At 73.6% G+C, this 13,689-nt stretch carries 15 protein-coding genes and 1 riboswitch; of the genes, 8 read left to right on the top strand and 7 right to left on the bottom strand.

Annotation, left to right across the window (positions count from 1 at the left end; genetic code table 11):
* Positions 1 to 24 precede the first annotated feature (24 nt).
* The gene (locus tag ABD140_RS18330) at positions 25 to 714 is read left to right on the top strand and encodes an alpha/beta fold hydrolase (RefSeq protein WP_344242074.1); all 690 of its coding nucleotides are present in this window, start codon (positions 25 to 27) and stop codon (positions 712 to 714) included.
* Positions 715 to 723: 9 nt separating this feature from the next.
* The gene (locus ABD140_RS18325) at positions 724 to 1,197 is read left to right on the top strand and encodes a GNAT family N-acetyltransferase (protein ID WP_344242073.1); all 474 of its coding nucleotides are present in this window, start codon (positions 724 to 726) and stop codon (positions 1,195 to 1,197) included.
* A 27-nt stretch (positions 1,198 to 1,224) separates the two neighbouring features.
* On the opposite strand, the gene ABD140_RS18320 is transcribed toward ABD140_RS18325, so the two are convergent.
* The 5 genes from ABD140_RS18320 to ABD140_RS18300 all read right to left on the bottom strand — a co-directional run bounded on the left by ABD140_RS18320 (position 1,225) and on the right by ABD140_RS18300 (position 4,651).
* Positions 1,225 to 2,166: a serine/threonine-protein kinase gene (locus ABD140_RS18320; RefSeq protein WP_344242072.1), complete on the bottom strand. Its 942-nt coding sequence runs from the start codon at positions 2,164 to 2,166 to the stop codon at positions 1,225 to 1,227.
* A 78-nt stretch (positions 2,167 to 2,244) separates the two neighbouring features.
* Positions 2,245 to 2,391 (bottom strand): hypothetical protein, encoded by a 147-nt coding sequence (locus ABD140_RS18315; protein ID WP_344242071.1) that lies wholly within the window; start codon positions 2,389 to 2,391, stop codon positions 2,245 to 2,247.
* A gap of 8 nt (positions 2,392 to 2,399) precedes the next feature.
* Positions 2,400 to 3,065 carry a thiamine phosphate synthase gene (gene thiE / locus ABD140_RS18310; RefSeq protein ID WP_344242070.1) on the bottom strand — a complete coding sequence of 222 codons (666 nt, stop codon included), beginning with the start codon at positions 3,063 to 3,065 and terminating at the stop codon, positions 2,400 to 2,402.
* Positions 3,065 to 3,442 carry an Rv2175c family DNA-binding protein gene (locus ABD140_RS18305; RefSeq protein WP_344242069.1) on the bottom strand — a complete coding sequence of 126 codons (378 nt, stop codon included), beginning with the start codon at positions 3,440 to 3,442 and terminating at the stop codon, positions 3,065 to 3,067. The genes thiE and ABD140_RS18305 overlap by 1 nt, the downstream gene beginning before the upstream one ends.
* A gap of 27 nt (positions 3,443 to 3,469) precedes the next feature.
* Positions 3,470 to 4,651 carry an NAD(P)/FAD-dependent oxidoreductase gene (locus tag ABD140_RS18300; protein ID WP_344242068.1) on the bottom strand — a complete coding sequence of 394 codons (1,182 nt, stop codon included), beginning with the start codon at positions 4,649 to 4,651 and terminating at the stop codon, positions 3,470 to 3,472.
* 116 nt (positions 4,652 to 4,767) lie between these two features.
* Positions 4,768 to 4,875, top strand: a riboswitch (TPP riboswitch).
* Between ABD140_RS18300 and thiO the strand changes: the two genes are divergently transcribed.
* The 5 genes from thiO to ABD140_RS18275 all read left to right on the top strand — a co-directional run bounded on the left by thiO (position 4,866) and on the right by ABD140_RS18275 (position 10,143).
* Positions 4,866 to 5,969 (top strand): glycine oxidase ThiO, encoded by a 1,104-nt coding sequence (thiO, locus tag ABD140_RS18295; protein WP_425544129.1) that lies wholly within the window; start codon positions 4,866 to 4,868, stop codon positions 5,967 to 5,969. Its footprint overlaps the riboswitch before it by 10 nt.
* Positions 5,966 to 6,166, top strand: a complete 201-nt coding sequence (gene thiS / locus ABD140_RS18290) for a sulfur carrier protein ThiS (RefSeq protein ID WP_344242067.1) — start codon at positions 5,966 to 5,968, stop codon at positions 6,164 to 6,166. Before thiO ends, thiS begins: the two co-directional genes overlap by 4 nt.
* Entirely contained in the window at positions 6,163 to 6,966 is an 804-nt protein-coding gene (locus ABD140_RS18285; RefSeq protein ID WP_425544130.1) for a thiazole synthase, read from the top strand. The genes thiS and ABD140_RS18285 overlap by 4 nt, the downstream gene beginning before the upstream one ends.
* 135 nt (positions 6,967 to 7,101) lie before the next feature.
* Positions 7,102 to 9,162: a PASTA domain-containing protein gene (locus tag ABD140_RS18280; protein WP_344242065.1), complete on the top strand. Its 2,061-nt coding sequence runs from the start codon at positions 7,102 to 7,104 to the stop codon at positions 9,160 to 9,162.
* Positions 9,163 to 9,195: 33 nt separating this feature from the next.
* A complete protein-coding gene (locus ABD140_RS18275) occupies positions 9,196 to 10,143 on the top strand; it encodes a deoxyribonuclease IV (RefSeq protein WP_344242064.1) in 948 nt (315 codons plus the stop codon).
* A gap of 355 nt (positions 10,144 to 10,498) precedes the next feature.
* On the opposite strand, the gene ABD140_RS18270 is transcribed toward ABD140_RS18275, so the two are convergent.
* Together ABD140_RS18270 and ABD140_RS18265 are read right to left on the bottom strand one after the other, a co-directional pair.
* Positions 10,499 to 11,581, bottom strand: a complete 1,083-nt coding sequence (locus ABD140_RS18270; protein WP_344242063.1) for a LytR/AlgR family response regulator transcription factor — start codon at positions 11,579 to 11,581, stop codon at positions 10,499 to 10,501.
* 75 nt (positions 11,582 to 11,656) lie between these two features.
* Positions 11,657 to 12,241, bottom strand: a complete 585-nt coding sequence (locus tag ABD140_RS18265; RefSeq protein WP_344242062.1) for a sulfite oxidase-like oxidoreductase — start codon at positions 12,239 to 12,241, stop codon at positions 11,657 to 11,659.
* A gap of 246 nt (positions 12,242 to 12,487) precedes the next feature.
* Here ABD140_RS18265 and aroF point away from each other — a divergent pair, with 246 nt between their 5' ends.
* On the top strand, positions 12,488 to 13,528 hold the full coding sequence (gene aroF / locus ABD140_RS18260; protein ID WP_344242061.1) for a 3-deoxy-7-phosphoheptulonate synthase: 1,041 nt from the start codon (positions 12,488 to 12,490) through the stop codon (positions 13,526 to 13,528).
* Positions 13,529 to 13,689: the final 161 nt, after the last annotated feature.

Raw genomic sequence — 13,689 nt, 5'->3', positions numbered from 1 at the left:
ACACACGAGGAAGGTGCACGAAGAATGGCGACGTACGTTCTGGTCCCCGGTTTCTGGCTCGGCGCGTGGGCGTGGGACGAGGTGGCGGCGGTGCTGCGCGGGCAGGGCCACGAGGTCCTGCCGGTGACGCTCACCGGACTGGCCGAGCGGGCCGCGGAGGCCTCCCCGGAGGTGGACGTGGACACCCACGCCCAGGACATCCTGGACGTCATCGGCGACCGGCGCGACGTCGTGCTCGTCGGGCACAGCGGCGCGGCCATGCCCGTCACGGCGGTGGCCGACCGCGTCCCCGAGCGGCTGGCCCGCGTGGTGTACGTCGACACCGCGCCGCTCCCGTCGGGCATGGCGCAGATCGACTTCCAGGAGCCGGAGGAGCAGGCCGCGGTCCGCGCGGCGGTGGGCGACGGCTTCACCATCCCGGTACCGGACTTCGCGGACGCCGGGTTCACCGACGAGCAGCGCGCGCACGTCCTCGCGCACGCCACGCCCGAGCCGTTCGGGGCGGCGACCCAGCCGCTCGTCCGCCCGGCGGAGCGCCCCGCCCTGCCCAAGACGATGATCTGCTGCACGATCCCGCTCGCCGCCGTGCGGTCCATGATCGGCACGGCGCCGGCCTTCGCGGAGCTGGCGGGGCCGGAGTGGACCTTCCTGGAACTGCCCACCGGGCACTGGCCGCAGATCACCGAGCCTGCGCGACTCGCCGCCATGTGCTAAATCTGAAGTGTGTTCACTATCAGGCCGACGAGCAGACCCGAGATCCACCGGGTCGTGGCGATCGACGAGCACCGGGAGACGGCGCGGAGCGTCACCTGGGGGAACGAGACCGGGCGCGCCTGGCACGAGCAGGCCTTCGAGGATCCGGCGCAGGAGCACCTCCTGGCCGAGATCCGCGCCCAGGCCGTGGGGTTCGCGGTCCTGTCCGGGATCGGCTCGCCGCGGGTGGAGCTGCGGCGGGTCGCGCTGTCCCACGAGTGGGTCGGCGACGGGCTGGCCCGCATGCTCCTGCGCGCGCTGCTGGAACGCGCCTACGGCCAGCACGCCGCCCAGCAGGTGTGGCTGCACGTGCGCTCGACGGACGAGCACGTGCTGGAGTTCTACGGCCAGGAGGGCTTCGTCCCGGCCGACGAGCGGCCGGCCCTCCACCTCTCCCCCGACGGCAGCACCGCCACCCTGCTGGCGCTGACGCACCGGCGCTGAGCCCGGCGGGCCCGGCGGCGGGCCCGCTCAGTGGCCGATCATCAGCCCCAGCGCGAAGCCGAGCGCCATCACCGCGCCCAGCGCGATGATCATGCTCGACCGGTAGCGCGGCACCTTCGCGGCCTTGCGGGCCGGGGGCGCCGCCTCCGCCCGCAGGAACCTGGCGATCTCCGCCGCGGTCGGGCGCGCCGCGGGCTCCTTGTCCAGGCAGCGGGCGACCAGGCCGCGCAGGCCGCCGCGCAGCGCGCCCAGGTCCGGTTCGCGGTCGGTGATGCGGCGCATGACCGCGGCGTCGGTGCCGCCGCCGAAGGGCGGGCGCCCGGTCGCCGCGTAGACCATGGTCGCGCCCCAGGAGAAGACGTCGGACTTGGGCCCCACCGGCAGGTCCTCGATCTGCTCGGGCGACATGTAGGCGGGGGTGCCCACGGGGCGGGAGGTGAGCGGGGTGCCGCCGTCCAGCAGCCGCGCCACCCCGAAGTCGATCACCTTGGCGCCGCGCGGCCCGAGCACCACGTTGCCGGGCTTGAAGTCCCGGTGCACGATCTCGGCCTTGTGCATCGCGTTGAGCGCGGCCGCGGTGCGCAGGGCCGTCTTGCGCAGCTCCGCCCCGCGCAGCGGCCCGTCGGCGGCCACGACCTCCTGGAGGGTGCGGCCCCGCACGTACTCGCTGACGAGGTAGGGGCGGTCGCCGGTGACGCGGGCGTCGAGGAGGCGGGCGATCTGGGGCGCCTGCACCCGGCGCGCGGCGGCCGCTTCCTTGGTGAAGCGCGCCCGTGCCCGGGTGCCCGCGGCGGCGCCGCCCTTGAGGAGCTTGATCGCCACCTGGGCGCCCTCGCGGTCGTGGGCGAGGTAGACCACGCCCTGGCCGCCTTCGCCGAGCCTTCCGGTCAGGGTGTACCCGCCCACCCGGCGGGGGTCGCCGGGACGCAGCGGGGTGTCGGACCCGGTCTTTACCTGTTTGGTCTGCACCTGAGCACACTCCGGCCAGAAGGATAAGGCGGAATGCATACATATCAGCATTCCGCCTTATCGTTCAGGCGTTCCGCGTCACCAGTGCGGGGGCACGTCCTCGCGCAGCCTGTCGTCGTTGCCGGAGTCCTCCCGCCAGTCCCAGCCCGCGTCCTGGTCGTCGGACGAGCGGTCGGACAGCAGCGGGCGCTCCGCGGCCCGCGGATCCGTGGTCTTGGGGTCCATGCCTCCCATTATCGCCCGTGCAGCCGGTCGGCCAGCCCGCGCGCCGCCCTGCCCGGATCGACGGCCTCGGTCAGCGCCCGCACCACCACCACCCGGGTGGCCCCGGCGGCCAGCACCCGGTCGAGGTTGCCCGCGTCGATGCCGCCGATGGCGAACCACGGGCGGGTGCCGCCCGCGGCCGCCGAGGCGAGCGGCTCCAGGCCCGCCGCCGGACGGCCGGGCTTGGTGGCCGTGGGCCACACCGGGCCCACCGCGAAGTAGTCGACGCCCGGCTCCTCGGCGGCCGCGGCCGCCTGCTCCGCCGAGTGGGTGGAGCGGCCGATGAGGATGTCCTCGCCGACGATGTGCCGGGCGACCTCCACGGGCAGGTCGTCCTGGCCCAGGTGCAGCACGTCGGCCTTCACCGCGAACGCCACGTCGGCGCGGTCGTTGACCGCCAGCAGGGCGCCGTGCCGGTCGCAGGCCTCCCGGAAGACCTTCAGCACCTCGATCTCGTGCCGCGCCTCCATGCCCTTCTCCCGGAGCTGGACGATGTCCACCCCGCCCGCCAGGACGGCGTCGAGGAACTCCGGAAGATCGCCCCGCGCCGAGCGGGAGTCGGTGCACAGGTAGAGGCGGGCGGCGTCCAGGCGGCGGCGCAGCGCCACCGCCCGGTCGGTCGTCAGCAGCGGCATCAGAAGGCCAGCGCCTGGGCCCTGCGGCGGATCTCGGTGCCCCGGTTCTCGCGGAGCGCCTGGATCGGGGTGCCGGGCAGGGTGTCGTCGGCGGTGAACAGCCAGCGCAGCGCGGCGGCGTCGTCGAAGCCCGCGTCCGACAGGAGCGTCAGGGTGCCGGGCAGTCCCTTGACCACCTGTCCGGCGTCCAGGAAGGCGGCCGGCACCTGCGGGCCGCCCCCGGACTGCCGGTAGGCGGCCAGCAGCTTGCCCTCCTTGACCCACTGCTTCACCCGGCCCGCCGGGAGTCCCGCGGCCTGCGCCGCCTGGACCGGACTGAGCCATTCGCCCACCAGGGCATCAAGTTCCGGATCGATGTCAACGTGCGTCTTCGTCACGTTTCCGTGTCTACCATCTCCCGGGACCTACGAAACAGCCAGAGCCGTGTTCCGCACGGGAACCGAGAGGTCGGTGAGCTTCTCCGCGTCCACCGGGGTGCCCGCGGTCAGGAGCCTGCGCGCCTGCATGAAGTCGCGCGGCGAGGCCACGGTCAGGACCGCCCGCAGCACGTCGCCGTCGAGCCAGAAGACCGACCAGGAGCGCTCGTTCGCCGGGTCGCCCCGCACGACCATCCGCTCGGCGCCCGGGTGGTGCCCGGCGTACTGCACCATCCGGCCGAACTGCTCGGACCAGAAGTACGGCGGGTCGTCGTAGACGGCCTCCTCGCCCAGCAGCGAGGCCGCCGCCACGTCCGGGGCGTTGAGCGCCGCGTCCCAGTGCTCCACCCGCAGCCGCTTCCCGTAGCGGTCGGACCACCAGGCCGCGCAGTCGCCGACCGCGACGATCTCCGGGCGGGCGGTGCGCAGCGAGGCGTCCACCACCACGCCGTCCGCCAGCTCCAGGCCGCTCACCCAGTCCAGGGAGGGCCGCACCCCGATGCCGACGACCACCGCGTCGGCGGCCAGGAACTCCCCGTCCACCAGCGCGACGCCGCCCTCCTCGATCGAGGAGACCTTGACCCCGCAGCGCAGTGTGACGCCCGCCTCGGCGTACCAGGGGACGGTCAGCGCGCCCAGCTCGGGGCCGAGCGCGGCGGCCAGCGGCGCGGGCGCGGCCTCCAGCACGGTGACCTCGCAGCCCAGCTTCGCCGCCGTCGTGGCGGCCTCCGCGCCGATCCAGCCCGCGCCGACGATCACCACGCGGGCGCCGGGGACCAGCAGCGCGCGCAGCTCCAGCGCGTCGTCGAGGGTGCGGATCACGTGCTGGCGGCCCGGCCCCGGCAGCCGGACGGTCTCCGCGCCGGTGGCGATCACCAGGCCGTCGTACGGCAGCTCGCCCGCCGTGGTCTCCAGGACGCGATCCTCCACGCGCAGCCCGGTCGCGCGATGCCCCAGCAGCAGTTCGCAGTCGAGCGCGTCCCAGGAGGCGTCGACCGTGGTGTCGTCGCGCTCCCCCGCCAGGACCGCCTTCGACAGCGGCGGACGGTCGTAGGGGCGGTGCGGCTCCGCGCCGACCAGGGTGAGCCTCCCGCCGAAGCCCCTGGCCCGCAGCGCTTCCACGGCGCGCACGCCGGCCAGCCCGCCCCCGACCACGATCACGCGTTCCATTCGGTCCTCCGAGACTCCGCTTCTCCTGGCAGGACACCCTAACTTCCGGCCTGTCCGGCGACGGTTACAGGATGCCCTGATATCCGATCAATACTGCTCAGGGCATACGCTGGCTCCGTACGAAGCGCGGGAGCCCGGAACGCGGGCTGAGAGGGGAGCGGGCCTCCCGACCGCCAGAACCTGATCCGGATCATGCCGGCGAAGGGAGCGGACCTTGATCGTGGTCATCGGCGCCGGGGCGGTCGGCCTCGGCATCGCCTGGCGGGCGTCCCAGCGGGGGCTGCCGGTCACCCTGGTGGACCCCGAGCCCGGAGGCGGCGCCAGCCACGTGGCGGCCGGGATGCTCACGCCCGTCGGGGAGCTGCAGTACGGCGAGGAGCAGCAGCTCCGGCTCGGCATCGACTCCCGCGACCGCTACCCGGAGTTCGCCGCGGAGCTCGCCGAGCGCACCGGCGTCGACATCGGCTACCGCAAGGAGGGCAACCTCTCGGTCGCCTACGACGGCGACGACCTGGCCTTCCTCACCGACCAGCACCGCTTCCAGGAGTCGCTGGGGCTGCGCACCGAGCTGCTCACCGGCCGGGAGTGCCGCAGGCTCGAACCGATGCTCGCGCCGTCCGTGCGCGGCGGCATCCTCGCCCCCGACGACGGCTCCGTCGACCCCAGGCGGCTGGTGCGGGCCTTGCTCGCCGCCTGCGAGGACGTCGAGATCGTGCGGCGGAAGGTCCGCGAGATCGTCGTGGAGGGCGGCGCGGTGCGCGGCGTGCGGCTGGAGGACGGCGGCGTCCTGGCCGCCGACCGCGTCGTCGTGGCGGCCGGAAGCTGGTCGGCGGACCTGGCGGACCTGCCCGTCCGGCCCGTGAAGGGCCAGATCCTGCGGCTGCACAGCCCCTACCCCTTCCTCACCCGCGCCACCCGGGGCCTGGTGCGCGGCTTCTCGCTGTACCTGGTGCCGCGTCCGGACGGCGAGCTGGTCGTCGGCGCCACCCAGGAGGAGCTCGGCTTCGACTCCCGGGTCACCGCGGGCGGCCTGTGGGAGCTGCTGCGCGACGCCCGCGCGCTCTTCCCCGGCGTCACCGAGCTGGAGTTCAAGGAGGTCAACGCCTCCTTCCGGCCCGGCTCCCCCGACAACTCCCCCCTTCTGGGCCCCGCGGGGCCGGACGGCCTGATCGCGGCCACCGGCCACTACCGCAACGGCATCCTTCTCACCCCCCTCACCGCCGACGCGATCGCCGACCTCCTGGAGGGCAAGGAGCCGCCGGAGGCGATACGACCGTTCGGCGCCGACCGATTCGCCCCCACCGGAGGCAGCAGATGAGAGTGACGATCAACGGACGGGAACAGGACCTGCCCGAGGACGCGACCGTCGAGACGGCCGTGTCGCGCTTCACCGCGGCCGGACGCGGCGTCGCGGTGGCGGTGAACGACGAGGTGGTGCCGCGCGCCGACTGGGCCGCCACCCCCGTCCGCGCCGCCGACCGGGTGGAGATCCTCACCGCGGTCCAGGGAGGCTGAGCGTGGAGACGACGCACACCGCACCCGCCGACCCGCTGGTGATCGCGGGCCGGGAGTTCGGCTCCCGGCTGGTCATGGGCACCGGCGGCGCGCCCAGCCTGCACGTGCTGGAGGAGGCGCTGCTGGCCTCGGGCACCGAGCTGACCACCGTGGCCATGCGCCGGGTCGACCCCGCGACGAAGGGGTCGGTCCTGGAGGTGCTGGACCGGCACGGCATCGGGGTGCTGCCCAACACCGCGGGCTGCTTCACCTCCGGCGAGGCCGTCCTCACCGCCCGGCTGGCCCGCGAGGCGCTGGGCACCCCCTGGGTGAAGCTGGAGGTCATCGCCGACGAGCACACCCTGCTGCCCGACCCGGTGGAGCTGCTGGACGCCGCCGAGCGCCTGGTGGCCGACGGTTTCACGGTGCTGCCCTACACCAACGACGACCCGGTGCTGGCCCAGCGCCTGGAGCAGGCCGGGTGCGCGGCGGTGATGCCGCTCGGCGCGCCCATCGGCTCGGGCATGGGCATCCGCAACCCGCACAACATCGAACTGATCGTCGAGCGGGCGGGCGTGCCGGTGATCCTGGACGCCGGGATCGGCACGGCCAGCGACGCCGCGCTGGCGATGGAGCTGGGCTGCGACGCGGTCCTGCTGGCCACCGCCGTCACCCGCGCGCAGCGCCCGGCGCTGATGGCCGCCGCGATGCGCCACGCCGTCGAGGCGGGCCGCGCGGCGCGGCTGGCGGGGCGCATCCCCGTGCGGCGGCTGGCCCAGGCGTCCTCGTCCTTCGCGGGCCTGGCCGCCACCGGCCTTTAGAGGCACCCGGCCGTCCGCCACCTGCGCGGACCCTCCCGCGCGGCCGTTCCGCCCGACTGTCACGGTTGCGGAACGGCCGCGAGGTAGTCCCGCAGAGCGATGGGGAGTAGTCCGTTTCGCCCGTAGACTGCCCGGGTGGACGCGACAGCAGTGGACCCGCTCGTCGGGCAGGTACTCGACGAGCGGTACCGCGTCGACGCCAAGGTCGCGCGCGGCGGCATGGCCACCGTCTACGTGGGCCACGACCTCAAGCTCAAGCGGGTGATCGCCCTCAAGGTGATGCACCCCCACCTGGCGCAGGACGACGAGTTCGTCCGCCGGTTCATGGGCGAGGCCAAGTCCGCGGCGGCGCTGTCCCACCCGAACGTGGTGGCGGTGTACGACCAGGGCTCCCACGGCGCGCACACCTACCTGACCATGGAGTACCTGCCCGGCCGCACCCTGCGCGACCTGCTGGACGAGCGCGGGCGGCTGCCGGTCGGCGACGCCCTGGAGATCATGGCCCCGGTCCTGTCCGCGCTGGGCGCCGCCCACCGGGCCGGGCTGATCCACCGCGACATCAAGCCCGAGAACGTGCTGCTGAGCGTCGACGGGCAGGTCAAGGTCGCCGACTTCGGCCTGGCCCGCGCCGAGACCGACAGCAAGCAGACCAAGACCGGCATGATCATCGGCACGGTCGCCTACATGGCGCCCGAGCAGGTCGTCACCGGCCGGTCCGACACCCGCACCGACGTGTACGCGGCGGGCATCCTGCTGTTCGAGCTGCTCACCGGCCGCCAGCCGCACGTCGGCGAGACCCCGCTGCAGGTGGCCTGGCGGCACGTCAACGAGCAGATCCCGCTGCCGTCCCAGCTGGTGCCCGGCGTCCCGCCGCGGATCGACGCGCTGGTGGTCGCGGCGACCAGCAAGGACCCGGCGGGCCGCCCCGCCGACGCCGACCACTTCCACGCGCTGCTGACCGACCCCTCCCTGGAGCTTCCGGCCTCACCGGGCCACCCCGCCTCCCCCGACAACGCCACCTCCGTGCTGGGGGTGCCGGGCCTGCCCTCGCAGAGCGGCTCGCTGCCCGGCGGCTCGCTGCCGAGGGGTCCGCTGCCGGGCACCGTCCCGCCGGGCTCCCTCCCGCCGGACGGCAGCACGAGCGTGCTGCCGAGCGTGCACTCCACCCTGCCGCCCGGCGGGCATACCACCGTCATGCCGCGCGCCATGGTCCCCGAGGAGCCGCCGCAGGAACCGGTCATGCTGTTCGACCGGGTCCTGCACTTCATCACCGGCAAGTTCGTGCTGGTGACCCTGGGCGTCATCGCGTCCATGGTGATCGGCTGGGCGACCTGGTACCAGGTGTCGGGCAAGTACGACCACGTGCCGAAGATCATCGGCATGAGCCAGGCCGACGCCGTGGAGGCGCTGCAGGCCGAGGGCATCGCGTACGAGATCTCCGACGAGCGGGAGTACTCCGAGACCGCGCGCAAGGGCGCCGTCGCCTCGGTCGCCCCGGGCGTCGGCAGCAAGGTCGACCCCGGCGAGACCGTCACGCTGGTGCTCTCCCGCGGCCTCACCCCCCGCAAGGTCCCCGACGTGGCGGGGCAGTCGGCCGAGCAGGCGCGCGAGGCGCTCAAGGACTTCGTCTCCCTCACCGAGGAGAAGAAGCCGGGCGCCGCCGCCGAGGGCATGGCCCTGGGCACCGACCCCAAGGCCGGCACCGAGCACGCCAGGGACGAGCCGCTCGTGCTGTTCGTCAGCAGCGGCCTGGCCATGCCCGACCTGTCGGGCAAGTCGAAGGACGAGGCCTACGGCCTGCTCGAGGACCTCAAGGGCCAGCTGAACGGCGACCTGCCGATCTACGAGCAGACGCAGACCGACCCGGCCAAGGAGGACGGCTCCATCCTGTGGCAGAACCCGGCGCCGGGCACCCTGCTCAAGCCGGGCGACGCGGTGACCCTGGGCGTCAACAAGAAGGAGAGCTGCTTCCTCTCGGCCATCAACCCGTTCTGCGACGACGGCCCCGACGGCCAGGGCAACGTCCAGGTCCCGTGGATGCTGGGGCGCGCCGTCGACGAGGCCGTCCAGAAGCTGCAGGAGCGCGGTTTCCAGGTCAACGTGCAGCACCGCCTGAACAGCGGCCGGGTCATCGAGCAGCAGCCCCGCCCCGGCGACCGCGTGCCCCCCAACACCACGATCACCATCCACGACTGAAACGTCGGCGGCGCCCACTACCCTGGCCCCATCATGAGCACACAGACGAGCCCCATCGGGGCGCACGTGCCGGTGGCCGGGGGGCTGGGCACCGGGGGCCTGAAGTACGCGGCGGAGATCGGGGCCGAGGCCGTCCAGGTCTTCGTCAGCAATCCCCGCGGGTGGGCGCTGACGGCGGGCAAGCCCGCGGAGGACGCCCTGCTGCGCGCCTCGGAGCTGCCCGTCTACGTGCACGCCTCCTACCTGGTCAACTTCGGCTCGCCGAACGCCGACACCCTGGAGAAGTCGCTGGAGTCGGTGGCGCACGCGCTGGAGCGCGGCACGGCGATCGGCGCGCGGGGCGTGGTGGTGCACACCGGCTCCGCGGTCTCCCAGCCGGTGGAGGCGGCGATGGCGCAGATCCGCGCCCGGGTGCTGCCGCTGCTGGAGGCGCTGCCCGAGGACGCGCCGAGCCTGCTGCTGGAGCCGATGGCCGGGCAGGGCGCGATGCTGTGCGCCACCGTCGACCAGCTCGGCCCCTACTTCGCGGCCCTGGACCACCACCCCAAGCTCGGCGTCTGCCTGGACACCTGCCACGCCTTCGCCGCCGGCCACGACCTGACCGCCGACCAGGGCGTGAAACTGACCCTCGACGCCCTCGTCGCCACCGTCGGCGAGGGCAGGCTGCGCCTCGTCCACGCCAACGACTCCAAGGACGTGTGCGGCTCCCGCAAGGACCGCCACGAGAACATCGGCCGCGGCCACATCGGCGAACGGCCCTTCGCCGAGCTGATGGCCCACCCGGCCGCCGCGGGCGTCCCCCTGATCATCGAGACCCCGGGCCGCTCCGCCGAGCCCCACAAGACCGACATCGACACCCTCAAGCGGCTGCGGGCCGCCAACGCCGAGAAGGCGAAGGACGCCGAGGACGAGGCGTTCGAAGGCGAGGAGTCCGAGAAGGCCGGGGACGAGGACCGGGAGGCCCGGAGTTCCGGAGACTAGGGCCGGGAAGACCGGGGGCCGGGGCCGAGGGCCGGGGCGAGCAGGGCCGGGAAGAGCAGAAGGGCGAGGCCTGAGAGACCGGGAGGAGGCCTTCCCGGGATGAGCGGTGAGCCCCGGGAAGGCCTCGGAAACGCCCAGGCGCCGAGACGGACAACCCCCCGACTGTCCGCTCGGCGCCTGAGCCATCACCGTCGGATCCCACCCCCCCGGTACGGGATCCGGCGGCTGTGACCCTCCCGTTCCGGGGCCGAAGCCCCGGCCCTGAGGAGGACCTCCAGAATCGCCTTGCTGAAGAGAACAGTAGGCCGACGGGCGGGCGAGGGGCAGACCTCGGCCCCTCCCCCGCGACCAACGGTCAGTAGCCGTCGATGTACGTAGAGTAAGCCTCGGACGAACGGCCGATCGTGTGCGACGAACGGTCGAGGCCGCGCCGACCGGCGGCGGAGACGGTGGGTCCAGGACCGCTGGGACCGGCGGAGACGGGACCGGTGGGATTGCCGGGACCGGTGGTGCCGACGGGACCGGCGGAACCGGCAGGGTCGGCGGTGCCGACAGGGCCGGCGGTGCCGACAGGGCCGTTGGGACGGGCAGGGCCCGTGGTGCCGGCAGGACCGTTGGGACGGGCGGGGCCCGCAGGGCTGTTGGGACGGGCGGGAACGGTGAGGCCCGTGAGGGTGGGAGGGCGGTCGGTCTTGAAGCCGCGGACCAGGAGGTCCCGCACCCGGCGGGTGTGCCTGCGGCTCACCGCCAGCACCGCGCCACCGACGCGGACCGAGGCGCGGCCCCCGTCGAAGAGCAGCTCCTCGATGTGCGCGGACGCCACCAGGGTGCTGCGGTGGATGCGGATGAACCCCGCCTCCTCCCAGCGCCGGGCCAGCACCGTCAGCGGGATGCGGACCAGGTAGCCCGCGCCCTCGCCGACCGTGTGCAGGCGCACGTAGTCGCCGTGCGCCTCCACGTGGGTGACCGCCGAGCGGCTGACCATGCGGGTGCGGCCGCCGAGCTCCACGGGGATCATCTCGTCCGACGGGGGCGCCGCCGCGGCCCCGGCCGGGCCGCGGCGCACCGCCCGCTCCACCCGGCGCACCGCCTCGGCCAGCCGTTCGGGGCGCACCGGTTTCAGGAGGTAGTCCACCGCCCCCAGGTCGAAGGCGGCGACCGCGCCGTCGGCGTGGGCGGTCACGAAGACCACGGCGGGCGGCTCGGCGAACCCGCCCAGCAGCCGGGTGAAGTCGAACCCGTCCAGGCCGGGCATGCGCACGTCGAGGAAGACCGCGTCCAGCCGGTCGCCGCCGGCCAGGACGCGGCTCAACCCGCGCAGCGCCTCCGCCGGGTCGCACGCGCCGGCCACCCGTTCGATGCGGGGGTCGGCGCGCAGGAGGCGGACGAGTTCGTCGAGGGCTGGCGGTTCGTCATCGACCGCGAGGACACGAAGCATGGGAGGACCCTCCCGCGATCACGCTGCGCACGCAATCGCTTTCACCAGGTGACTATGCCTCGGCCGCCGGCCCGGTCAGTCCTCCTGGTAGGAGTAGCGCTGCTCCAGCCACGGATCGGCGATGTTGTGGTAGCCGCGCTCCTCCCAGAAGCCGCGGCGGTCGCCGACGAGGTACTCGATGCCCCGCGCCCACTTCACGCTCTTCCAGCCGTACAGGTGCGAGACGACCGCCCGGACGGGGAAGCCGTGGTCGGGGGTGAGCGGCTCGCCGTTGTGGTGCGTGGCGAACAGCGTCCCCTCCTCGGCCAGGTCGCTCAGCCTGATGTTGGCGCCGTAGCCGTACTCGGCCCAGAGCATGACGTGGGTGACGGCGGGATCGGGGGGCACCAGCTCCAGCAGGGTGCGGCCGGTCACGCCCTCCCAGAGGTTGTCCGGGATCGTGAACTTGGTGACGCAGTGGAAGTCGGCGACCACCTGGGTGCGCGGAAGCCGCTGGAACTCGTCCCAGTCCCAGCGCGCCTCCACTCCCCCGGCGGTGGGCCCGTAGACCCGGAAGTCCCACCGCTCCGGGCGGAAACGCGGCACGGGTCCGTAGTGCAGCACCGGGAATCCCCGGGGCACGTACTGCCCCGGCGGCAAGGGTTTCTCTGGAGGGGTCATGTTCCCGCCCATCCTGCCATCCTTCGGACCGGAGCCGGTTTCCCACCCCCGATGTACGGGCCGGGCTCGAAGATGCCCTACGCTGTTCCCCATGCGCACCGTCGTTGACTTTTTTTGGTATGGCGAGCCCGGAGGGGTGATCGTCAGCCGCACGCTGCGCTGATCTGCTTCACACCAGAGCCCCGGGCCTTCCTTCGGCCCGGGGCTCTTTCGTGTTCCCCGACCCGCTTCCCAAGGAGAAACAGCATGGTCGTCGTCATGGCATCCGAAGCCACCGAGTCCGACCTCGACAACGTCGTCTCGCTCGTCGAGTCGGCGGGCGGCGAGGCCTTCGTCAGCCGCGGCGTCAACCGCACCATCGTCGGCCTGGTCGGCGACGCCGAGCGCTTCGAGGCGCTCAACCTCGGCGGCCAGCACGGCGTCGTGGAGGTGGTGCGGATCAGCGCCCCCTACAAGCTGGTGAGCCGGGAGCACCACGCGGAGCGCTCGACCGTGCACGTGGGCGGCGTCCCGATCGGCCCCGGCACCATGACGCTGATCGCCGGCCCCTGCGCGGTGGAGACCCCCGAGCAGACCCTTGAGGCGGCCCTCATGGCGCAGTCGGCCGGCGCCACCCTGCTGCGCGGCGGCGCCTTCAAGCCCCGCACCTCCCCGTACGCCTTCCAGGGCCTGGGCGAGGAGGGCCTGCGCATCCTGGCGGACGTGCGGGCCGAGACCGGCATGCCGATCGTCACCGAGGTCGTGGACGCGCGCGACGTGGAGCTGGTCGCCCGGTACGCCGACATGCTGCAGATCGGCACCCGCAACACCCAGAACTTCGCGCTGCTGCAGGCGGTCGGCGAGGCCGGCAAGCCCGTCATGATCAAGCGCGGCATGAGCGGGACCATCGAGGAGTGGCTGATGTCGGCCGAGTACGTCGCCCAGCGCGGCAACCTCGACGTCGTCCTGTGCGAGCGCGGCATCCGCACCTTCGAGAAGGCCACCCGCAACACCCTGGACATCTCCGCGGTCCCGGTGGCCCAGCGCCTGTCGCACCTGCCGGTGATCGTCGACCCGTCCCACTCCGGCGGCCACCGCGACCTGGTGCTCCCGCTCACCCGCGCGGCCATCGCGATCGGCGCCGACGGCGTCATCATCGACGTCCACCCCCACCCCGAGACCGCCCTGTGCGACGGCCCCCAGGCCCTGGTCCGGGAGGACCTCGCCGAGCTGACCGAGCTGATGCGCGCCCTTCCCCCGGTGGTGGGCCGCTCCCTCACCGCGCCCGCCGCGGCCGTCCCGGCCTGAGCGGAGGCCGGGCGGGCGGCGCTCCCGCCTGCCCGGTCATCCTCCCGGGTATAAGGATCTTTAACCCGGGTTGAGGATTTTCCTCCGGTGGCGTCCGGAAAGCGGAAACGCATCGGCAATCCGGCGGGAATGAGGGAAAGTGCGGTAATGGCGAGGGAGCA

Origin of the sequence: Actinocorallia libanotica (genome assembly GCF_039525175.1) — a bacterium.
Classification (GTDB): Bacteria; Actinomycetota; Actinomycetes; order Streptosporangiales; family Streptosporangiaceae; genus Actinocorallia; species Actinocorallia libanotica.
Note: the sequence above shows the minus strand (reverse complement) of the source record. Positions and strands in the feature narration are given on the sequence as shown.